Raw genomic sequence first — 23,106 nt, 5'->3', positions numbered from 1 at the left:
AGGTTATCCCAAGGACGGTTCGATGCTTCTATGGCTGAAAATTGTGCGCAGCTCTTTGAGCACACTTTTTAAAAAACGATTATTCATTGATGCTGCCGGGCTGGCTTTTTTTTCATTGATGGCACTGGCGCCATTCGCCTTTTTTATGCAATGGCTGGCAGATGTTGCGGGGCGGGGACCGCGGGATGTGATTCTTCACCAGGCAAATTCGATGATGACTGTTCAGGCCCGGGATATCTTTAATTCGCTGACCACGCGCACCACCCTGGGGATTTTTCAGGGTCCGGTTTCCACTTTTTTTGGATTGCTGATTGCTTTTTTTGCGGCAATCATCGTGTTTGCCCATATTCATGATGTGCTCAATAAGATTTGGCAGGTTGCGCCGCGCAAACAGCGGAAGTGGCCGGCATTTTTAAAAAAACAGACAGTGCCATTGGGCATGATGCTGGTCGTTTCAACCGTTCTGGTCACTTCATTTTTTGTGAGCACACTCTTTGCATTGCTGACCCAGTCCATTATGATTAAGTGGAAATTGATTGAGGCTGCGACTACGTTTTTTGTTGCCGTGCTCATGTTTGTTTTGCTGTACAAATGGGCGCCGGATACCGAGGTGCGGTGGCAGGATGCGGTTATGGGTGCCCTGGGGGCAGCCTGTTTATTTGAGATTGGAAAATATGGTTTGGAAAAATATTGGGTCTTCAATCCCATGGTCGTTTTTTATGGGTCCTCGCGGTCATTGGTGGCGCTTTTGCTGTGGGTTTATTATTCTTCCTTGACTATTTTTTGGGGTGCTGCCATTGCCCGGGCTTGTCAGACCGTGCGGGAAGAGGAGCAGCGAAAAAACGGAATAATAAATAAATGATTATCCGGGAGGAACTGTATGAAAATGAAGCTGTTGTTGGTGGTTAATCCATTGTTGCTGGTTGCCATGCTTTTGCAGATTGTGACCGGGATTGCCATGAAAAAGTTTGATGCGGGATGGGCGCATTCGGTGCATATGAACAATGCCATAATTTTGGATTTGTTGTTTTTGTTCCACATTATTTTAAACTGGGGCTGGATCAAAACCAACTTACTCAGGCTTAAAAAATAAAGGGTGTTTTTTTGGGCTGTTTCCCTTTGCTCACGGTTGCCCGGAGCATGTCCGGGGAGGGTTGAAAATTAATGAAATAACTGAAGATAGTGCTCGCTATTTTGGCCGCGATAGTGTATACTTTCCAGACATAAATGATTTGCTTTGTTCTTCCCGCCTTTTTCCCTTTGGAAACAGTCTTAGGAAAACCCTCGCAATCATCAACGAATCCGCTTTCATCTTGTTTTCAAGATCCATGTTTACCAGGATCCTGCCGACTGAAAATTAATCGAAATGGATATCAATTCTATCGTTGGTCGGCAGACAAAAAAGGAAACAAAATGAATTTTGAAAGTATGCAATTGCACGAAACACTGTGGAAAGGGCTGAAATCCGCAGGGTATAAAACCCCTACGCCCATCCAATCTCTGGCGATTCCACCGCTGATGGAAGGGCGCGATGTGATCGCGACCGCCCAGACCGGCACTGGAAAGACCGCAGCCTTTGTACTCCCAATTCTGCAAAAACTATTACAAAGCGAGAGTAAAAAGCAGGCACGCGCCCTGGTGATTACACCCACCCGCGAGCTGGCGGAACAGATTCATGAAGTCATTCGTGTTTTGGGAAAACACACCGGGATCCGGTCGATAACGATCTATGGCGGGATGAGCATGCAAAATCAGCTCGATGGCTTGAGAAAAGGTGTGGATATTCTCGTCGCATGTCCGGGGCGTTTGCTGGATCATGTGGAGCGAAAAACAGTGGATTTGAAACATATTGAATGGGTGGTACTCGACGAGGCGGACCGCATGCTGGACATGGGGTTTTTGCCCCCGATTCGCAAGCTGCTGCGCTGCGTTCCCAATAAACGTCAAACCGCACTTTTCTCGGCAACATTTACCAGAGTGCTGGAAAATTTAATTGCCAACAATATGCGCAACCCCAAACGCTTGGCAGTGAGTATTGAGGCGCCGGCGGAAACAGTTACCCATACGCTGTATCCCATCTCCCGAATGATGAAGTCTGATTTGTTGGTGCGTGTTCTGAAAAACATGAAGACACAATCAGTACTTATTTTTACCCGGACCAAACACCGGGCCGACGGGGTGGCGCGCAAACTCAAACGGGCCGGTTTTACATCGGATGCCCTGCATGCCAACCGTACTCAGGGGCAGCGCATGCAAATCTTAAAGAACTTCCGGAAAGGTCATATTCCTATTTTGGTGGCCACGGATATTGCGGCCCGGGGATTGGATATCGAGAGCATTTCGCATGTCATTAATTACGATATGCCGGATACTGCCACATCCTATATTCATCGCATCGGCCGCACCGGCCGGGCGGCACGCAATGGCGATGCACTCACCATGGTCACATGGGAGGACAATGATATTATCCGGGATGTGGAAAAATTGTTGGGCAGACCGCTGGAAAGAAAGGTTTTGTCTGGTTTTCCCTATGATGAACCCCTGCCCAAAGAATGTCAGCCGCCGGAGACATTCAAACCCAAAACACTGGGGAGTCGCCGTACGGTGACTGTTCGCCGCCGCCTGTAAACCGGCTATTTAACATTACATACTAAAAAGTCCCGGGTCATTTGCCCGGGACTTTTTTATTGGTATGTTTTATTGACGGCAAACGTAATTTGTCCTATGAGATTATTCTTTGGCAGGTTTCATGTATTCAATATAAGCAGCGCCGATTGTCAGCTCTGCTGATGGATGGTTAATTCCATAGCTAAGAAAATAATAATGTTCTTCATCATTATAAATTGGAATATTGACCCGCATAGGTTCTTTTTCGCTCGCAGAACTGGGAATGCTCCGAGTTGCCTCGTGAACGACCTTGCCGTCCAGCGTGACTGAGGAGAGGAACTCGAAGATGATCGGGTCGGGCTTCTCTGTGGCTTTGTGCCCTTTGATGGTTAATTCGATAATGACCTGATGTGATTTTTTCTCACTTGACTTGGTATAGGTGATGTATTGAAAACGCTTGGTCGCTGTGACTGTATTCGTATAGTCATTATCGGCATTTAAATCCAGACGCCGGGAAAGATCAGGCAGCCGGGTCTCACTGAATTTCGGGTCAATGTAATTTTTTCCCTTGGCAATATCGATTTCAGCGTAATATTTGACCTGGTAGTGAATATCGTAATGCAGGATATGCCTGCCCGGAGTGATGGGACGCAGGCATTTTCGGGCGGTATTTTGCAAAGTGCCGTCCAGAATAATTTGGTCTTTTTGGTCAATAAATATTTTGGTGTCCGGCATATGGACAAACCAAACAGCGGTTTTGTTGGCTACCCAGAAAAAACCGCCTGCCAGCATTGCCAGCAGCAGCAGTCCGATGCCTGCGGCCATCCAGGGAAAGGTTTTTAGTTTCTTACCTTTGTTCGGGGGTGTTATTTTGCAAATTTCTTTGTCAGCCACTTCATAAATTTCCATCAACAAGGTGTGGTCCGAGGTGTGATATTTCCCATGACTTTTCCAGGCAAATTGCTTGTTTTGCTGTGCGAAAAACCAATCTTCCGGTGAAAAACCAAGAAAAATTTGTTTGCCGTCAGCCAGGTTTTGGAGTGCATAGGACCGTTTAAGGTGGTAGTTGAAAATTTCGACATTGATTTCATCACCAACCGTGACTTGCCCGGTCTCCAGACCAATCATGATCTCGATATTTTCAAGCTCCGGATGCGCGTCATTGATTTTTTTGAGACTTGCCTGAATTTGCATGGCCCGATCAATCGCAATCGCCGGAGAAGCAAAGACACCGACATAGGAGTCATCAATGCGTTTGGCCACCATACCGGCGCCATCTTTTTCAATTGAATCTTCCAGGAGAGTATCATGGAGAGCGAGGATGGTCTTGATATACTCAATTCCTTGAAGTTTTCGGATTTGACTGAAATTTTTAATGGATGTGAACATGATGGTTAAAAAAGCACTTGCACTGGAACGCCGGTATTTGTTGATGCTTTGCAGTTCTTCGGGCGTGATCGGTTGAATCATGTTGAGTCTCCTTGATGAAATAAAAAAAAGTATAGAGGTTCCCTGTGGAAAAGGCAAGGGAATCATTCGGGATGCTTTTAATGTGAAGGATATCCGCAGATGACAGTGTTTTGTAATGAATTTTGGGTGGTTTGAAGCGTGATATGCCAGGGCGGAAATCCCATGCTGAAGAATTTCCGCCCTGGGGAAATTTATTTTAATACAGCGATTTTAAATGATCGTATTTTTTTATTATCAATCGTGATAAGACCAATGTAAATACCAACACCGGCTTCGCGGCAATCCCACGAAAGGATTTCAGTGGGGCTGGTGCTGGACAATTCGAAAACCCGCTCGCTGTTAACATTATAAACAATAATTTTTAATTGCCCGGACGTGAACTCAGGCACACTAAAAAACACGGTGTCTTTTGCAGGGTTGGGGAAAGCCGGGATTGTTTTATTTGTTTGTGGCGGGTTGATAACCGGTGAGGTGGTAAATGTATTGGTCACAACGGCGGTCAGGGTAATGGACGCAGTGGGGGTGGCGGTCACAAAAGGTGATGCCGTAGACGTCGGTGTGATCGTAGGCGTGGGGGAACCGGTTCGGGTAATGGATGCGGTGGCAGTTGGCGTGACGGTCACTGTTATGCTCGGGGTGGCAGTATAGGTACTGGTGTCACCCGGAGTTGCTGTAAGGGTTATGGTCAGGGTTGGTGTTGCTGTTGTGCTTGGTGTGGCGCTTGGCGTGATTGTTGGTGTGGCAGTGAACGTCGGAGTGTCACCCGGCGTGTTGGTGATTGTGATGGTACTGGTTGGTGTGACGGTGGCGGTTGGCGTTGTTGTAGATGTTATGGTCGCAGTCGGTGTCATGCTGGCGGTGCTGGTTATTGTAGTCGTCGGTGTTGCGCTTGGGGTGCTTGTATACGTTATGGTGGTGGAAGGTGTGGCAGTCCGGGTGATGGTGGATGTGATGGTAGGTGTTGGTGTCATACTGGGAGTGGTGGTTACGGTAAAGGTTGGTGTTGATGGATAGGGGATCATATAGTTTGCGGCAAAGGCGGAACTGTTCATACCATTGGTTGCAATGGCGGTAAACATATCGCCACTGGTGCTAAAGCGACCGGGGGCATTAAGTCCCCATGAGGTTTCGATGATGGCAGTGGTTCGTCCGACAAAAGTTAAACTGCCGCCGGAACTGCCTTCGCCCCGGCCGGCGACAAATACTTCAATCACATCATCACCACTGACACAGGTGCCGTAGAGCCAATCGTCATCGTGAGAAGTGATGGCAGGAACCGACTGGTTGTTATTGGCGCCGGCGGCCAAGGTAATACCCGCTGTGCTGAAGGCACAAATTGTATTGGTGCTGAGCATAACACTATCAGCATTGTCATGGGCAATTTGAATACCATTATCCGGTCCGGCAACCATATTGCCCAAATTGGATGCTTTCAGGCCGATCCAGTTGGTATGACTCCAATCAGTCAGATAAATACCATTGGTCAGATTTGGAGTGGTAACAGTTGTGTTTGCCAAGGTGCCGATATAATTGGCAATAATTGTATTTTCAAAACTATCGGATAAATAAATGCCGTTGGTGCTGGAACCGCAAATAATATTTCCTTCGCCGGCAGAGGTGCCGCCGATACGGTTACGGTAACTGTGCGTCCAGTAAAGGGCGTCATTGCTATTGGGAAGAAAAGCAGTTCCATTAATGTCGGTTCCGATATAGTTGCCATAAACCTTATTATTAAAACCATAGTGCGAGCGAAAGCCGTACCAGCCATTACCGGAGATAACATTGCGGTAATCACTATTCGAGGTACCGATATAATTATCACCGGCATTAATATAAAAATTGATACCACTTTGCGAATTGGGAATCGTAGCGGTGCCGGTTAGATTTAAGCCAATCCAGTTGCCGTAAATTTTATTCTCCCGCTGTTGCTCACCGACAATTTCCCGTTCAAAAGAAATACCATGTTGATAATTACCGGAGATGAGATTGCCATAACGGAAAGCTCCTCCGATATTCTGACCGCCGATTAAATTACCATGGCCGGCAGCAATACGAATGCCGCAACCGGAATTATGAGCTTCAGCAGCGCCTGATAAATTAGTGCCAATAAAATTACCGCAAATAGTATTGCCCATGCCTTGCAGCATATAAATACCGTGATAGGTATTACCGGAAATCACATTGCCTTCACCGGCGGCATAATCACCACCAATTAAATTGCTGTCGGCATAATTTAGAAAGATACCATTAACATTAGGATAGACATTACCGGTATCAGGGCAGATACCAATATAGTTGTTCTGGATACGATTCCAAGCTGGATGCGGATCTGTAGAAGTGCTGCCGACCCAAAGCCAGAGGCCATAGGAATTGCTTCCGGCAATAATGTTTTCATAGCCTGAGGTTGGAAGACCAATGTGATTTCCTGATGATTTGTATAGCATCATACCTACCTGATTAGGAATCTCGGCATCCTGAGTTAATTGAACACCAATGGTATTTCCAACAAGAGTATTCCCAAATACTTCAGTATTATTAAAATAAACTCCATAACTGCTGTTGCCGGCAATCAAATTACCTTCACCGGAAGAACGGTTGCCGCCAACCATAGTCATCATCGTGTTGCCGTATAACTGGAGTCCGGTTGGATTGGCCAGAGCGGCTGTTCCGGCGCTGTTCGTTCCAATATGGTTACCGCGGATACGAGTACCAATAGCATTATTTACACCTAAGCCGGTATTGTTATTACCGGACATGACGTTTTTTTCACCACCTGTTGTTCCGCCAATATCATTGTAATGACTGCCACTAACAGATAGACCAAAGTTATTACCTAAGCCGGGAGTATCGCTCCAGTCTGTTCCAAACCGGCAGTTGTAGACTTTATTACAACTAGAATAAATCCCGAGACCGTAACCCAAAGATTGAATAAACGCCATCCCGGTAATCGTACTGCCGTCACTACCCGCTGCAAAATAAACCAAATTGGTTGTTGTGCCGCCGGAAACAACCTGGGTACCATTGCCGTTCATTAATACCGTATCATTGACAGGAATATAGGAAGAAACCGTAATGGTTCCCAAGCCGCCGGTAAAGGTAATAACATCCGGGCCTCCATTAGCGTTGGCATCCAGCACAGCCTGTCTGAATGAACCGCCGCCGCTATCATTGGTGTTAGTGACAGTATAGGTGGCGGCGTGACCAAGGGTGACAGAAAGTAAAAAGAAGCTGAAAAGACAAATTGGGATGCGATATACAAAATGGATTTTTTTCACATTGTCCTCCGATAATAAATGATAGGACAAGCATCGGCAGAAAAAATAAAGACTTTATACCGAATTGACGAGAAAAAATGGTTGCTGAGATGAGCAATTCCTTGTATTTTAGCTTACTAAAAAACAGTGATTTTTTTGGAAATCAAGGGAGTCCTGTTATTGTCGCGGAAGGGTGCTGAAGTTTATTTCTAAGGGAGTGAAAATATGTCGGAAACTTATATTCAAGGATTGATCGCGGAAAGACTCGGTGGGAATCAGTTTGGGAAATCGACGGTTATCTATAAATTCGAAAAAATCAAACGTGCTAAAAAAGCTGTCATGGAAGCGAATCCGGGTGTGGCATTGATTGATATGGGTGTGGGTGAGCCGGATTGGATGGCTGAACCGGAAGTGGTTGACGCGTTGTTTGAAAATGCTAAGAAACCCGGGAATCGCGGTTATGCTGATAATGGTTGTCAGGATTTTAAAGATGCTGCTGCTAAATATATGAAGACTGTTTTTGGCGTGGAGGATTTGGACCCGGTAAACGAAGTGGTTCATGCCATTGGCTCCAAACCGGCGTTGGCCTTGATGCCGTCCGCTTTTATCAATCCAGGTGACATTACCATCATGACCGTGCCGGGATACCCGGTGCTTGGGTCGCAGGCAAAAGGTTTGGGCGGTGAAGTGGTGAATTTGCCATTAACCAAAGAAAATGATTTTTTGCCTGATTTGGATTCGCTGACAAAAGAGCAGAAACAAAAAGCCAAGCTGTTTTATATCAATTATCCCAATAATCCAACCGGTGGGGCGGCAACTGTTGCGTTTTATGAAAAAGTGATCAAGTTTGCCAAAGAAAACAGTGTGGTCGTTATCTCGGATGAAGCGTATGCTGCACTCGTTTATGATGATGTCAAGCCATTATCTTTTTTGTCAGTTTCCGGTGCCAAAGAAGTTGGTGTGGCCATTCAGTCGCTATCCAAAGCCTACAATATGACCGGTTGGCGGTTGGCGTTTGTATGCGGCAACGAAAAAATTGTGAAAGCTTTTGCAACTGTCAAAGACAACAATGATTCCGGGCAATTTTTGGCGATTCAATATGCTGGTATTCACTGTCTGGAACATCCGGAGATTACAGAGAAAACAAAAGAGAAGTATTCCCGCCGTTTAGGACTGTTGGCAGAAGCCTTGCAATCAGTCGGCTTCAAGGCAGAAAAGCCGAAAGGAACCTTCTACTTATATATGCCGATTCCCAAGGGAATTAAAGGCGGCGAGTCATTTGCGAGTGCAGAGGCGTTTTCTCAATTTATGATACGTGAAAAACTGATCTCAACCGTGCCCTGGGATGATGCCGGTGCATTTGTCCGGTTTTCAGCCACCTTTGATGCATCCACACCGGAGGATGAGAAAAAAGTCATTGATGAAATTAAAAAACGGTTGTCAGAAGTAGAGTTTGAATTTTAAATTTGTCTTAAGTTGACTTGTGAGATTAATTATAGGGGCGACCATTCGGTCGCCCCTATTGAATATTCTGCGTAAACACATACACCAATTAGTATAAATAATTACATCTTCCACCCTACTCTCTGATATTAAAATATTTGATTCGTAGGACCGGCAGATAAAAAATATTAGGGTAAAATTAAAATCATCCTCGCGCCAAGGCGCGGAGAGCGCAAGGAAAAGCAAAATAACAGGATGAAACCAAACGCTGTTTCTTTGATTCCCTGATTGTACGAAACCATGCCTGGAATTACTCTTTTTCCACTTGTATGAAAATAAAAAAAAAATAATATGCAAGAAAACATAAAAAAATCAGTCTCACCTTGTATGCCGGGCATTGACAAAGTGTTAACTACGGGCTACACTTAAGGGGTGGCGGATTGAGTATTCGGGTTATTCTCCAATTTGAAACAAGTGAAGGGAAGTGTCCGTTTCGTAAATGGTTGCTCTCGTTGCATGATGAAAAAGTACGCGCACAAGTCCGGGCACGATTGGACCGTTTACGATTGGGAAATTCAGGCGATCACCGTTTTCTTGGAGAGGGTATTCAGGAACTGCGGATTCATTATGGACCTGGATATCGGATATACTATGGAGAACAAGGGCGCAAAATAGTTCTTTTGTTATACGGTGGTATAAAAAATACCCAAAAACAGGATATCCGAAAAGCAAAGCAATATTGGCAGGATTATTTAAGGAGAATAAAATTATGAAAGCGTCCAGAAGCTACCAGAAAGACCTTATTCATGACCTGAAAGATACACGTGAGGCAATCGCTTACCTTAATGCCGCGATGGAAGCTGGAGAAAAAAATGCTTTTCTTATGGCTATACGCAATGTAGCCGAAGCCCAAGGCGGCATGTCAAAAATTGCTAAAAAGACAGACATCAACCGGGTTAGTTTGTACAAAATGACATCCGGTAAAGGCAATCCCGGACTCATGAACATCATCACCATCCTGCATTCCCTGGGGTTCAGACTGAAAGTATCACGGTAGGGTTAAATAATTTTGCTCTATCCGCGAATCAGACGAGACAATGAACTACAGTAGGGAACGGTCGCGACCGTTCCCTACGACTATATAAGGGACGTATAAGGGGACGTATTTGAAATAGGGAAATAGGGTGGATGGTTCTTAATTCCTTAATTCAAATACGTCCCGTAGTAAATACGTCCCGTAGTATTTTTGATTTTTGCTATACCCCATTTGATTTGGATTCGTGACTATTCGTGTAAATTCGTGGATGGATTTTTATTCTTATTTTTATTTGAACAATAACGGTTTTCTTGCATAATGGTGGCATGATCCGGAATAAAAAGCATACATTCAGCGTCAAAGTTGTGGGCTGTAAGGTCAATCAGGTTGAGGCCGCGATGCTGGCAGCCCAGCTGGAGGCCCGCGGTTGGCAGCCCGGTAAAGACGGGCAACCACCTGATTTGGTATTGGTCCATACCTGCACGGTGACGCAGCGGGCGGACCGTGATTCCCGCCGATTTATCCTGCAGGCGCAAAAAGAAAATCCTCAGACGCTGGTGGCGGTCAGTGGTTGTTTGGCGGAAATGGAAAAGGAGACACTACGCGCTTTGCCGGGCGTGATTGCAGTCATTGACCAGGCCAAGCGCGATCAAGCCGGTGAGCTGATTGAGGCGGCGCTTCATCAGTCGGCAGTTGTTTGCGAGTCCAAGGGTGCTGATAAGGGTTTTTTCATGCAAGCATCTGATGAAATTCATCAGAATAAGTCCCGGGCCATGATTAAAATAGAAGATGGCTGTGATGGGATTTGTACTTTTTGCCGTGTCCGGCTGGCGCGGGGCAAACCCATTTCCCGGCCGCTGGCGGATATTCTGACGGAGATGCGCCGGTTGGTAGAGAAAGGATTTCAGGAAATCGTCATTACAGGCGTGAATATCGGTTGCTGGCAGCCTGGACTGGCACACTTGATTCCTGAATTATTGGCAGTGCCGGGTGATTTCAGAATCCGGCTCTCTTCGATTGAACCCCAGCACCTTAATGACGACTTGATCCACGTTCTAATCAATGCAGATGAAAAACTCTGCCCGCATCTCCACCTGCCATTGCAAAGCGGGGACAATGTTATTTTGCAAGCCATGGGAAGAACGTATACGGCGGAATATTTTCATCATTGTATAGAAACTCTGCGTTGTTCCCGGCCTGACTATGTTTTCACCGGGGATGTGATTGTGGGTTTTCCCGGTGAGAGCCGGGAAGCGTTTGAGAATACTTGTGAGTTGATAAAACAATGTAACATGGTAAGATTACATGTTTTTCCGTTTTCCGCCCGCCCGGGGACCAGCGCTGCGGCTTTGCCGGATAAAATTTTGCAGCGTGAGATTACCGACCGGGCCGGGGAACTGCGCGAAATCGGGAAACAACTACATGCGGACTATTGCACCGGCCGTATCGGATCTGCGGTCAAGGTTTTGCTGGAACAGGAAAAAGAACCCGGAGTTTGGGTGGGCACGACCGAGACCTATGACCGCGCCCAGATGAAGCTGCCGGGACAGGCTGGCCTTTTGGCCGCAGGCTGTATTACAGGATTTGACGGGCAGGAATATCACGTTTCCAGGGGGGAAGCATGCTGAATATTCGAGAGTATCTGGCAAAGGTCAGCAAGACCAAGATGGCTGTTTTTATTGCGCTTTTGGTGGCAACATTATTTTCCGTATTGGATTATTTGGATTTTGCGGAAGTCTATGAAAACAAGATGCTCGATTTTAGATACAAGATGATGGATACGGTTGCTCCGGGGCCGGAAGATAAAATTGTGATTGTGGCGATTGATGATCAGACGCTGAGCTCCTTGAAAGTGCGTTGGCCCTGGCCGCGTTCTATTTACGCCAAAGCGATTGATAATTTATCCAAAGCCGGTGCGAGGGTGGTGGCCTTTGACTTAATTTTTTCCGAACCCAGTGATGAAGAAAAACGCAAGCAGGATAAAATTCTTGGGGATGCGATTGTCCGTTCCCGTGCCTGGATTGTGCTGGGAAGTAAATTTTATGCAAAAAAAACCACTGCAGGTCTGGAAACGTCGTATGTTGCGCCGATCCCGAATATTGATCCGGGCAAGACCCATGTCGGGTATGTCAATTACTGGGCGGATAAAGATGGGATTGTCCGGCATGCGGCGCTGGTCAGGAAACATCAGGGGAAATTATACCAGTCATTCACGCTTAAAATATTATCCCGATACTATAAAATAAAAAAGCCGATGGTGACGTTGACGAAAAGGATTCTTAATTACGGTCCCATGAAAATTAACGTGGAGCGCAATGCCAATATGCGGATCAATTTCAGGGGCGCGCGCGGACACTTCCGTACCATCTCGTTTGATAATATTGTTGATGATGATATTTTTCAGGGTCTTATGGATGCCGGGGTTTTTAAGGATAAAATCATTTTGATTGGTCCTTTGTTTACAGAAGCTCAGGATGATCATGCCACTCCGTTTTTTCATTATGTGGAAGAAAATCAAAAGGGTGTAATCTCATCTACGCCGGGTGTGGAAATTCATGCCAATGCACTCAATACCATTATGGAAGAGGACTATTTTTCTGTGATTCCCGGTTGGGCGGCAACTATTCTGTATTATTTAATGGCATTGGTGTTGTCCCTGATTTGCGTCCGCATGAAACCGATCAAGGGCTTCGTTGTATTGCTGGGGGCGGTTTTTATGTACGGAATGGCTGCTTCCTGGGTGTTCACTCAGTTCCGTTTCATTGTTCCCATGCTGATTCCGATGTTTATGGTCAATGTGGGTACCTATTTTGGTGCTTTGGTTTACCTGCTGGTTGTCGAAGAGCGGCAGAGCCGGTTTATCAAGGGCATGTTTTCCCGCTATGTTTCTCCCAAGGTTGTGGACCAATTGGTTCGCGACCCCAATGCTGAGTTGAAACTGGGCGGTACGCGCCAACTGGTGACGGTTTTATTTGCTGATGTGCGCGGATTCACCACCATGTCAGAGCAACTTTCAGCTGAAGAGGTGGTGGAGTTGCTCAATGAATATTTCCAGACCTGGACGGATATCATTTTCAAGCATGACGGAACAGTGGACAAGTTTATTGGAGATGCAGTCATGGCCATTTTTGGGGCACCTGTGGCACATGCGGATGATGCCAGGCGGGCGCTGAGGGCAGCGCTGGATATGCGTGAAGCATTGGCTGGATTACAGGAAAAGTGGAAGTCAGAAGGAAAACGGAGCTTTAATATCGGTGTGGGTCTCAATACCGGGGAAGCCATTGTAGGTAATATAGGGTCGCAGCAAGCCATGGGGTATACGGTGATTGGCGATACTGTCAATGTGGCGGCCCGATTGGAGAGTAAGACCAAGGATTTTGGGGCTTTTTTACTGATTTCTGAATCAACCTATGCGGCGGTGAAAGATATTGCGGAAGTTAAAGAGCACCAAGGGGTGACAGTGAAGGGTAAGGCTGCGGCATTCTCGGTGTACGAGGTCCTGGGATTGAAAGCATAAAATCACATGTAGAAGTTGTAGGGAACGGTCGCGACCATTCCCTACAGAATAATTGACAAAATTTAAGGGCTATACTAGACTTGAATTATCACAAACCTTGGCAAGGGGGTTGGGAGTTTTTTAGACACAGCGTTATATCCTTTTTTTTCTCAAATAATCCTATTCGTCTCTGAAAATAACGCTAAATTTATAGAAACATTTTCAGCAGTATGCTTTTTTCTTGAGGAAAAAGCTAATTTGATGAGGAGGGCGGCAATGAAACACTTTATTCGAAGCAGTATTGTTTTTGGTCTATTTTTGCTGGTGGCGGTCTCTGGTGCAAAGGCGGCGACCACGATTACCAATGTCTCAGTCTCGACCAGTATCTTGATGGAAATTTACAATGCTCATCAGGCAGGGAGCAATACGATTCCCATGATTAATTCCAGGATTTTTCAAATGATGGTAAACTCCGACCAGGCAGCTGATAGTTTTGAATTTCGGTTTGAGGTTCGGGATGGCGGCACCCGGATTGCCAGTGTGGATTTTCGTACGACCACGCCGTTGGTGGTGGGCGGCAATCGTTTCAATGCCACTCAGATTCAGACCAGTTCATCTGCGATAACATTTAATACCGGCTATTTAACCTCCAATACGGTGGTCAGTGCGCTTCAGGGAAACAGCGGCGTGATGAGCAATAATTTCAGGCTCGTGCTGATTCCATTGAATCCGGCCGGGCCGCCTTATTCCATTCAGTATGCTTTGTTCACACCGCCTTCGGCATTGAATATGCCGCCCATACCGATTGTACCGAAGAATGTGGAAATCAATACCATGCTTCCGCTTTTTGTCTGGACACCGGTGAAAAACGCGGTGGACTATGAAATCTTGGTCGGTCCCAATAAGGACCCGAGAGTCAACACCTATTGGCGGAGCGGTAAGCTCAAAAGCAACCAGGTGCTCTATTCTTCAGCCGGACGCTCATTGAAAAACGGCAAAAAATATTACTGGCTGGTTATCGGCTATGATGCCTTTGGCAAACAGATCGGCGGGATTGCCGGCCGTTCGAGTATTGCCTGGTTCAAAGTCAACAGTACAGCCAGAGCAAACACCTCGGTCTCACCGGTGGAGGCGGATGCAGCGATGCGCATCGGACTTCCCAATAAAGCGGTTTTTAACAATCTCACAGACTATCGACCGGTAGCTTTGGAAAGCACCAGCAAGGATTTGGCGGATCTTCTGCGCCAGGTTCGTGATGGCAGTGCCAAAGTAACCGCGTTTGAATTGGAATAGGGGAGGGATAAACTGATGCGAAAATTACTCAAAGCAATAATCGGAACCACAATGATCATGATGCTTTTCACCCTGCCGGTGCTTTCTGCAACCACGCAGGTACAAATCAAGACCGATGGCAAGGAAACCGTGGCCACCCTGGTGGTCAAAATTGGTTTGGTGAAAGTAACCCGTTTTGCGGATGGCAAAAATGAGAAAGCCTACAAACAGATGCACCTTTATGAGGGGGATAAAATAGAGACCGGCGAGCTGGCTCGGGCGGCCCTGCTGCTGCATGACGGCAGTATGATCAAACTCAATGAGAACAGTACCATGCAACTGGAAATTTCAGTGAAAAAGAGCAAGAAAAACCGGATAAAACTGCTATTCGGACATCTTTGGGCCAAGGTGAAAAAACAGGAGAGCAATCTTGAGATCGAGACACCCTCGGCAGTTGCTGCCATCAAGGGAACCATGCTGGAAATCTTGGTAAAACAAATTATTACAGAGTTGATTGTCTGGGATGGGAGTGTGGGATTGCGCAATCCTCAGGGGAATGTCCTGGTTGGGGTTGGTCAGCGCAGCTCGGCAAAAAAAGGTAAGGCACCTTCGAAACCGACGAAGGTTGATCTGGAAAAGCTGGATAACTGGTTTGACTCAGTGGTGAATATTCCCAGAACCAAGACACTCAAGACCACGATTCGCGACAAAGACGGCAAAGAACAGAAACTAAACATTAAATACGATAAAAAATAATAGGATGTGAAATGAAAACCATAAAACAGTTGCGAGGCTTTATCGCAGGAGTTGTGATTTTATTGAGTGCGCAGGCGGTTGTAGCGGCACCTGTGCTGGTCCATCAACCGGTAATGCAGGGGGACGAAAATAAATCGGTTGTGTTGCAGGTTACACTCACTGATTCGGCATCGAAAATAACCGAGGTCCAGCTTTTTTACCGGACTGCCGGGACCTTGGGATACCGCTCGGATAGGATGGTTTCAGCCGGGGTTACATTTACGGGGACAATTCCCGCGCGTATGATGCTGGCGCCGGGTGTGGAGTATTATATCCAGGCAAAGAACCAGGTCAATGAGACAACCACCTCGCCGCCTCTGAATGCTGCTGCGGCACCCCATCGGATTGTGGTGCGTGACGCGACCTTGGCGCCGAAATTGAGACTGCTGATGCCGGAAGACGGCAGTACGATCCCGCCCAGTGAAAATATGATTGTTATCCGGATTGATTCCGGCAAGAGCCGGACTGATCTGGCGTCGCTAAAAGTTATCTTAGATGAGAAAGATATTACTGTCCAGGTAAAACAATCCGATACGATGCTTACCTATGTATCGGACACGCCGCTTGCATCCGGGCTGCACGGCCTCAAAGTCACGGTGCGTAATGCCGAGGGCATGGAGAGCGTCTCGCCGACCTGGTCTTTTACCATTGATCCTAAAAAAGAGGGGGCAGCCTGGAAGGCGGATATTGAGAAGCTGAAAGAAGGGGAGTTTGTATTCAAAGGAAATATTGATCTTGAGAGCCAGCATGCTTCCTTGAGTACGGAACCGACGGATAAAAATTATTTGGCGCAACCGGAAGGGTGGCTTAACCGGTTGCGGGTTAATTTTTCCGGGCAGAGCGAGAATTATGGCGTGATCGGCTCAGCCTATGTTACATCTGAGGAAACACCGGGGCGTCAACCGGTCAACCGTTTTCGGACCGATTTTTTCAGCCCGATACTCGACCTGACACTTGGTGATTTTTATCCTGTTTTTACGGATTATACCATCAGCAATCCCTTTGTTCGCGGCGCTTATATGCGGCTGATCTTGGGAAATAAGTTTCAGGGGCATTCGGAATTAATCCTGTTGGGTGGATGGAATCAAATGGCCATTGAAGGCTTGACCGGCACCGGCGGGATTGATAGCAAGCCGGGGACCTTTGAGCGTTATCTGGCCGGCTTTCGTTGGATTACGGATTTTATGCCGGACAATGGTTTTTCAATCAATGTGGGGGGGGTGTATGATAACCCCGAATCCTTAGATGAGGAAACTACCGCCGGCGGAACACTGGATGAGGCCAATGCAACTGTGACTGCGGATCTTCATTTGAAAATTGATTATACTTCGGAGCTTTATTCAACCTTTTACGGTGAATATGCGGTCAGTTTTCATGGGTATGGGGTTGATTATTTTTCGTATTCCGGTGCGATCGACACATACCGTGCAGGGTCGCTCTGGAAATGGAACAATCTGAGTTTTGTTTCTTTGGAATACAAACATACCGGGGCGAATTATGTCACACTTGCCAACCCCTGGTTGGTCAGTGATTGGCAGGGGATTTCAGCTGATGCACAGATTCATCTGGTTGATAACACGCTCATGCTGATGGGGGATGTGGATATCTGGCAGGACAATTTAAACGGACAGAAGGATACTTGGGAGGATAGTATCGGTAACTCACTGACCGCGACAACAGATACGATGTATGTTTCCGGGATGATCAGTTATCGTCTGCCACCCTATTTATCAACCATTAATATCGGATATTCCATCAATCGGCAGAAGGACCGGAGCGAGATCACCTCGCTGGATAACCAGACCAATGTGTTGAATTTAGGTTTGGGGAGTCAGATTCCGATATCAACCGGGGATCAAATTCTTGCAAATATTTCGTATACCATGAGCCAGTTTCAGGATGAAACGGGATTTTTAAGTGATAACAGTTCATCGTCTTTGCTGACGTCTGTGATGTATTTACGCGGGGTGCTGTTTTCCTTTTCCGGTAGTCTGGGATTCAACACAATTTCCAATGATGAAACTGATCTGGGCACTTTATCGACATTATACAGCAGTTATGGCAACTATAAACAGGTCCTGGAGTATTTATACATTACATTGCGGGGGAACTGGAAGGCGATTCCGAGCCGGTTGGATATTAATTTTAGCTGGGACAATATGGCTGGGATTGATGATATTGAGACCGTCGAAAATAATCTATCAACAATTGCACTAGGGAGTGTTTATTATTTTTCTTCATCCCACTCACTGGGATTGACGCTTAGCACAATCGGCTATGCGGATCAATTGGTGGATGCCAACAGTTATGATGAATTTGTTGTGAATTTGCAGTATGGGATTCAATTTTGACGGTTCAATATACGAAGGAATCCCCGTGCTCTTGCCCGGCGTAACTTGTCCGGCGTATGCCGGATACCGGGTGAGTGCGGGGATGATTTATCGAATGCACTGAGAATAGATAGTCGGTTGTGGAGGAATAGGTGAGTCAGGATTGCTTGTTTTGTAAAATTATTGCCAATGAAATCCCAAGTAAAATAGTATATGCGGATGATACTGTTTTGGCGTTTGAGGATATCAATCCTCAGGCGCCGGTGCATATCCTTATTATTCCTAAAAAACACATTCCAACAGTTTCCGCCATCCGGGAGGACCAGATGTCAATCATCGCACAATTGATTGCTGCGGCCAATTTGATTGCTAAAGAAAAAAATCTGGAAAAAGGTTTTCGGCTGGTGATGAATTGTGGCGAGGACGGTGGTCAGGAAGTCTATCATCTTCATCTGCATTTACTGGGCGGTCGGAAAATGGCCTGGCCGCCGGGATAAAAATTCACGGGCTTACCCGGCATCCGGCATGCGCCGGACAAGTACGCCGGGCAGGCTGCCCGTGGTATTTTTGCCGGGAGATGTTCGCCTCTGGCGATGTTTTTACTCGCTTCATCGATGGACTTACCCGGCATTCGCCGGGCGGGCTGTCCATCGTGTTCGCGCTAGCACGATAATGATATTTTGTAAGGAACTGGCACCCGGCACACCCGGCACACCCGGCACACCCGGCACACCCGGCACACCCGGCACATTCGCCCCCGCATACGCGGGGCAAGCTGGGCAAGTTGCCTGTTCCCTACGGAAAAATTTATGGAATAAGAATTGACAAAAAAAAGTGAAATGGGTACAATATCACGTTTTACAATGATTATCCTTGGGGTGTCATGGTTGTTTTTTAGGAAAAACCCTGAAAAATAAAGAAAAAATACTTTTTCATAGAAAGGAGGGATGAAAAGAAATGATCGAGATTCGTGTAAAAGACAGCGAAAATTTTGAGGCAGCCCTCCGTAGGTTTAAAAAAGAGGTCCAACAGTCAGGTGTTTTATCTGAGATGCGGCGTCGTGAGCATTATGAAAAACCGAGTGTGAAGAAAAAATTAAAAATTTTGGCAGCCAAGAAAAAAGCCCGCAAGCGCGGTGCATAAAAGGATCCGTCAATATTGCGTGGTGATTATTTGCGATGGAGACATACGAGGTTACAAAACAGCCCGGGAGGTTTTATTCCGGGCTGTTTTTCTTTTTCTCTTTTTTATCCACCATTTTTTTAGGAAATTTGTAAAAAGCCATAATGTGCGAGGCATAAGTGAGTTCACAAGCAGATAAAGAGCGCGTTCGTGATGCCAATGATATTGTAGACGTGGTTTCTGGGTTTGTGAATCTCAAGCAGACCGGGAAAAGCTTTAAAGGACTTTGTCCCTTTCACAAGGAAAAAACCGCCAGTTTTCATGTCTTTCCGGACCGGCAGAATTTTAAATGTTTTGGGTGTGGTGCCGGGGGCGATGTCTATGAATTTCTCATGAAAGCAGAAGGGAAAACATTTCCGGAAACACTCCAGATGCTGGCGCAACGCGCTCATATTGAACTGGAACGCGGCGTACGGCCGGTGAATGATGAAGAGGATAAGTTAAAAAGAAAAATTGCCTCAGTCTGCCAATGGGCCATGGAGCGATTTCAGCAAGCTTTGTATCAGTCGGAACCCGGGAAAAAAGCCGTGGTGTACGTTCAGGAAAGGAAAATATCGGAAGCGCTGCAAAAACAGTTCGAGCTGGGGTTTGCTCCGCCCGGGTGGGATAATTTGCTTCGGGCGGGAAATCGCGACCATTTTTCAGAAGAAATTTTAGAAAAAGCCGGATTGATTCTTGTCAGAGAAGATGAGAAAAAACGTTATGATCGTTTCCGAAACCGGGTGATGTTTCCGATTTTTGATTTGCAGGGGAAACCGGTTGCGTTTGGAGGTCGGATGATTGGGCCGGGGGAACCCAAGTATTTGAATTCTCCCGAAACCCTGATTTTTCATAAGGGTGAAATGCTCTATGCATTGAATTGGGCTAGGGATGCGGCGCGGCATACAAAACGGTTTGTGTTGGTGGAAGGGTACATGGATGTCATTGCCTGCCATGGTGCGGGTGTGACCGAGTGCGTGGCATCACTGGGAACGGCATTGAGCCCTGCTCAGGCACGGTTGCTCAAACGGTATGCGCCCAAAGTTATTCTGCTTTATGATATGGACGCGGCCGGGGTTACCGCCACGATACGGGCTTTTGAGATACTGCATCAAGCGGGGTTACAAGTGGAAGTGGTTACCCTGCCGGATGCCAAAGATCCTGATGAATTTATTCAAAAACAGGGGGTTGCAGCTTTTTCAAAAAGACTGGAAGCGGGTCTTTCCATGCCGGCATTTGTACTGGATGTCGCGTGCCGCCGGAATAACACAGATACAGTGGATGGGAAAATCGCGGTCATCAAAGAAACCGGACAGATTATTGTCCAATATCCCCATGATGGGATTGAGCGCAGCGATTACATCCATCTGGTTGCCGAGCGGCTCCACCTGCTGGATACCCAGGTTCAGGCGGAGATGGCGCGGGTAGTGAAAGGGTTGGTGAGAAGAAGAGTTTTCGAATCAGAAGAGGAACCCGGAATTTCGGGGGGCGTTCTTCATGCCCGAAAGGCAATCGAAGAGGAGCAGATTTTAGTAACCCTGCTTCAATTTCCGCTTATGGTGGAAGCCTTTCGGGAAAAAATCGATCCCGAATTGTTTAGGGTTCCTGAATTCAAGCGCCTGCTCCAAAAAATCATGCAGGCACCTGTGGCTGATCCGGATGACTCCGAAGCATGGTTCCTTGAATTTCACAAGCGCCTTCCGGAAGAAATGGCGGCATTGGCGGCCCGTTTGGTCGCAATTGACAAGGGAACGGAAGAACCGCAGAAGGTTTTGCAGGATTGTCTGGGACGATTACGAATCGCCGTGCTCCAGGACCGTCTGACCGGGATCCAAATTAAGATCAAGGAAGTCGAAAAGCAGGGGGACATGGAAACCTTCAAGCTGTTGGCGCAGGAAAAGAAGGAGACTGCGGCTGAATTGAAAATATACGGCGTCATTTGGAAAGGTGAACGATAAAAATCAACTTGACTCAATCAATGAATTGGTTAGAATAATGACCATTCTTTCCTAAGAAAGGATTTAAATAATGCCAAAAGATACAGACCGGAAAATAGTGAAGCTCACAGAGGTTGAGAAACTTCTTGAAAAAGGCAGGAAAAAAGGCTATTTGACCTACAATGACGTCAACAGCATTTTGCCGGCTGATATTGTTTCTTCGGAGCAGATTGATGATGTGCTTATCATGCTCGGTGAGAATGATATTGAAATTGTTGATACTGAAAAAGAGAGCAAACCGGAAGACCAGGTCTCGATTGTCAGTGAATTGGAAGAAGCGGAATTTGAAGATACGGCAGTTGATCAGTCAGCCGATGAGACCCGTTCTGATGATCCGGTAAGAATGTATTTGCACGAAATGGGGCGGGTACCATTGTTGACCCGCGAACAGGAAGTCCGTCTGGCCAAGCGGATTGAAGAACAGGAATTGCGTGTGGAAAAAGCGGTGTTGGAAGCGCCGCTATCTTTGAAGGAACTTAAACTCCTTCAGGAGAAAATCACACGCGGAAAAATTTTGGCTTCGAATGTGATCAAACATCATATTGAAGGGGAAATCGCGCCTTCGGTTGAGCGCGCCATGGGATCGGCTGCTAAGAAAAATATTAAAGGTGCACTGGACTGGGACCAGAAAATGAGCAAATTTCAGGCCCGGTTGGATAAACCGAAATTGTCTGAAACGCAGCGCAAGCAGCTGGAGAAACAATTTACCCAGGCCCATGCCAAGCGGCTGAAGTGCCTCAAGAGTCTCAACTTAAACCAAGTTGAGATGGCGGAAATGATTGATCGTATCAAGGATATTGCCAGTCAGGTAAAATCCGCAAAACGGAAGAGTGAGAGCCAGCTTCGCCGCCACCGGATTAAAGCCGATGCGGTCAAGGGGATTGCCAAAGCACTCAAAGGCACATCGCGGGAAATTAAGAAATTGGAACGGGACACAAAATGCAAAGCAGATGAGTGGCAGCTATTCCTCAGGGTTTATCAAGATGAGGTTCGCAAGCTGCAAAAGGCGGGCCAGGACGCTGAGATGACAACCGAGGATTTAATTCTGTTGTCAAAGGAGATTGAGGAAGGTGAAGCGGCTGCGTACCGGGCACGTATGGAATTGGTGGAAGCCAACTTGCGGCTGGTTGTTTCGATTGCCAAGAAATATACCAACCGGGGATTGCAGTTTTTGGATCTTATTCAGGAAGGCAATATCGGTCTGATGCGTGCTGTGGAGCGTTTTGAATACCGTCGCGGCTATAAATTTTCCACCTATGCAACTTGGTGGATTCGTCAGGCCATTACCCGGGCGATCGCGGACCAGGCGCGTACCATTCGTATTCCGGTCCATATGATTGAAACGATTAATAAATTGATCAAAGTTTCACGGGATTTGGTGCAGATGCAAGGCCGTGAACCGCTGCCGGAAGAAATTGCGAAAAGAATGGTGATGCCGGTGGAAAAAGTCCGCGGTATCTTGAAGATTGCTCAGCAGCCCATCTCGCTGGAAACACCGATCGGTGAAGAGAAGGATTCACATCTGGGAGATTTTCTGGAAGATAAGGAAGTGGTCTCGCCTGCCAATGCCGCGGCATTTCTTTTGCTGCAGGAGCAGATAGGTAAAGTCCTGCACACCCTAAAAGACAGAGAGGCGGAGGTATTGCGTTTGCGTTTCGGGATTGGTGATGGTTATCCCCATACCCTGGAGGAAGTCGGTAATATTTTTAATGTGACTCGTGAGCGCGTACGTCAGATTGAGGCCAAGGCCTTGCGTAAGCTCCGTCATCCTTCACGCAGCCGGAAATTGAAAGGTTATTTGGATTAAATTTATTGTAGGGGCTGTTATTCTGCAATTTCGCGGAGTAAACAGCAAGAACAAGATGAGAAAATTGAGAATTGAAAGTTGACCGCAATCGAATTTATTTTTTGTTTTCCATTTTCGATTGCTCGAAAAATTTGTGGAACAAATTTTTGGGGCCCTTAGCTCAACGGTTAGAGCAGCGGACTCATAATCCGTTGGTTGCCGGTTCGAATCCAGCAGGGCCCACCAAAATTTTCGCAAAGCGAAAATTTTAGAGCAGCAGAAAGCAGACCAGCAGATCAGCAATATCTGCTGCGGTCTACTGCTCTGCTGTTCAGTTGTTCTGCTGTTCAGTTTTTAAAAGTGTATTCGCAAAGCGAAAATTTTAGAGCAGCAGAAAGCAGACCAGCAGATCAGCAATATCTGCTGCGGTCTACTGCTCTGCTGTTCAGTTGTTCTGCT

At 46.7% G+C, this 23,106-nt stretch carries 18 protein-coding genes and 1 tRNA gene; 17 read left to right on the top strand and 2 right to left on the bottom strand.

The features are described 5' to 3' along the window. Positions 1–22: 22 nt before the first annotated feature. The 3 genes from K8S19_12025 (at position 23) to K8S19_12015 (ending at position 2,628) form a co-directional block, all read left to right on the top strand. A complete protein-coding gene (locus tag K8S19_12025) occupies positions 23–862 on the top strand; it encodes a YihY/virulence factor BrkB family protein (protein MCD4814405.1) in 840 nt (279 codons plus the stop codon). 18 nt (positions 863–880) lie between these two features. Next, positions 881–1,093, top strand: a complete 213-nt coding sequence (locus tag K8S19_12020; GenBank protein MCD4814404.1) for a DUF4405 domain-containing protein — start codon at positions 881–883, stop codon at positions 1,091–1,093. 320 nt (positions 1,094–1,413) lie between these two features. Then, the gene (locus tag K8S19_12015) at positions 1,414–2,628 is read left to right on the top strand and encodes a DEAD/DEAH box helicase (GenBank protein ID MCD4814403.1); all 1,215 of its coding nucleotides are present in this window, start codon (positions 1,414–1,416) and stop codon (positions 2,626–2,628) included. 102 nt (positions 2,629–2,730) lie between these two features. Here K8S19_12015 and K8S19_12010 read toward each other — a convergent pair whose 3' ends face one another. Continuing rightward, complete coding sequence (locus K8S19_12010; protein MCD4814402.1) at positions 2,731–4,077, bottom strand: hypothetical protein; 1,347 nt, start codon at positions 4,075–4,077, stop codon at positions 2,731–2,733. Between the two features lie 191 nt (positions 4,078–4,268). Next, positions 4,269–7,352: a hypothetical protein gene (locus tag K8S19_12005; GenBank protein MCD4814401.1), complete on the bottom strand. Its 3,084-nt coding sequence runs from the start codon at positions 7,350–7,352 to the stop codon at positions 4,269–4,271. Between the two features lie 204 nt (positions 7,353–7,556). On the opposite strand from K8S19_12005, the gene K8S19_12000 reads away from it, so the two are divergent. The 14 genes from K8S19_12000 to K8S19_11935 all read left to right on the top strand — a co-directional run. Next, on the top strand, positions 7,557–8,795 hold the full coding sequence (locus K8S19_12000; protein ID MCD4814400.1) for an LL-diaminopimelate aminotransferase: 1,239 nt from the start codon (positions 7,557–7,559) through the stop codon (positions 8,793–8,795). Positions 8,796–9,214: 419 nt separating this feature from the next. Beyond that, on the top strand, positions 9,215–9,547 hold the full coding sequence (locus K8S19_11995) for a type II toxin-antitoxin system RelE/ParE family toxin (protein ID MCD4814399.1): 333 nt from the start codon (positions 9,215–9,217) through the stop codon (positions 9,545–9,547). Beyond that, positions 9,544–9,831, top strand: coding sequence for a putative addiction module antidote protein (locus K8S19_11990; GenBank protein MCD4814398.1), 288 nt, complete (start codon positions 9,544–9,546; stop codon positions 9,829–9,831). Before K8S19_11995 ends, K8S19_11990 begins: the two co-directional genes overlap by 4 nt. Before the next feature lie 305 nt (positions 9,832–10,136). After that, positions 10,137–11,438 carry a tRNA (N(6)-L-threonylcarbamoyladenosine(37)-C(2))-methylthiotransferase MtaB gene (mtaB, locus tag K8S19_11985; protein ID MCD4814397.1) on the top strand — a complete coding sequence of 434 codons (1,302 nt, stop codon included), beginning with the start codon at positions 10,137–10,139 and terminating at the stop codon, positions 11,436–11,438. After that, positions 11,432–13,327, top strand: a complete 1,896-nt coding sequence (locus K8S19_11980; protein ID MCD4814396.1) for an adenylate/guanylate cyclase domain-containing protein — start codon at positions 11,432–11,434, stop codon at positions 13,325–13,327. The genes mtaB and K8S19_11980 overlap by 7 nt, the downstream gene beginning before the upstream one ends. Before the next feature lie 255 nt (positions 13,328–13,582). After that, a complete protein-coding gene (locus tag K8S19_11975) occupies positions 13,583–14,599 on the top strand; it encodes a hypothetical protein (GenBank protein ID MCD4814395.1) in 1,017 nt (338 codons plus the stop codon). 15 nt (positions 14,600–14,614) lie between these two features. Further along, positions 14,615–15,334: a FecR family protein gene (locus K8S19_11970; protein MCD4814394.1), complete on the top strand. Its 720-nt coding sequence runs from the start codon at positions 14,615–14,617 to the stop codon at positions 15,332–15,334. A gap of 11 nt (positions 15,335–15,345) precedes the next feature. After that, positions 15,346–17,724, top strand: a complete 2,379-nt coding sequence (locus tag K8S19_11965) for a hypothetical protein (protein ID MCD4814393.1) — start codon at positions 15,346–15,348, stop codon at positions 17,722–17,724. A 131-nt stretch (positions 17,725–17,855) separates the two neighbouring features. Further along, the gene (locus tag K8S19_11960) at positions 17,856–18,200 is read left to right on the top strand and encodes a histidine triad nucleotide-binding protein (protein ID MCD4814392.1); all 345 of its coding nucleotides are present in this window, start codon (positions 17,856–17,858) and stop codon (positions 18,198–18,200) included. Between the two features lie 460 nt (positions 18,201–18,660). Further along, positions 18,661–18,846, top strand: coding sequence for a 30S ribosomal protein S21 (gene rpsU, locus K8S19_11955; GenBank protein ID MCD4814391.1), 186 nt, complete (start codon positions 18,661–18,663; stop codon positions 18,844–18,846). A gap of 158 nt (positions 18,847–19,004) precedes the next feature. Continuing rightward, positions 19,005–20,822 (top strand): DNA primase, encoded by a 1,818-nt coding sequence (gene dnaG / locus K8S19_11950; protein ID MCD4814390.1) that lies wholly within the window; start codon positions 19,005–19,007, stop codon positions 20,820–20,822. A gap of 70 nt (positions 20,823–20,892) precedes the next feature. Further along, positions 20,893–22,668 carry an RNA polymerase sigma factor RpoD gene (gene rpoD, locus K8S19_11945; protein ID MCD4814389.1) on the top strand — a complete coding sequence of 592 codons (1,776 nt, stop codon included), beginning with the start codon at positions 20,893–20,895 and terminating at the stop codon, positions 22,666–22,668. A 149-nt stretch (positions 22,669–22,817) separates the two neighbouring features. Continuing rightward, positions 22,818–22,893: transfer RNA gene (locus K8S19_11940), tRNA-Ile, on the top strand. Continuing rightward, the coding region (locus tag K8S19_11935; protein ID MCD4814388.1) for a hypothetical protein at positions 22,864–23,106 on the top strand (243 nt) is incomplete at its 3' end. The genes K8S19_11940 and K8S19_11935, both read left to right, overlap by 30 nt.

The organism is bacterium, from assembly GCA_021108215.1.
Lineage (GTDB): Bacteria > Oederibacteriota > JAAXVQ01 > JAAXVQ01 > JAUVAV01 > JAIORK01.
Note: the sequence above shows the minus strand (reverse complement) of the source record. Positions and strands in the feature narration are given on the sequence as shown.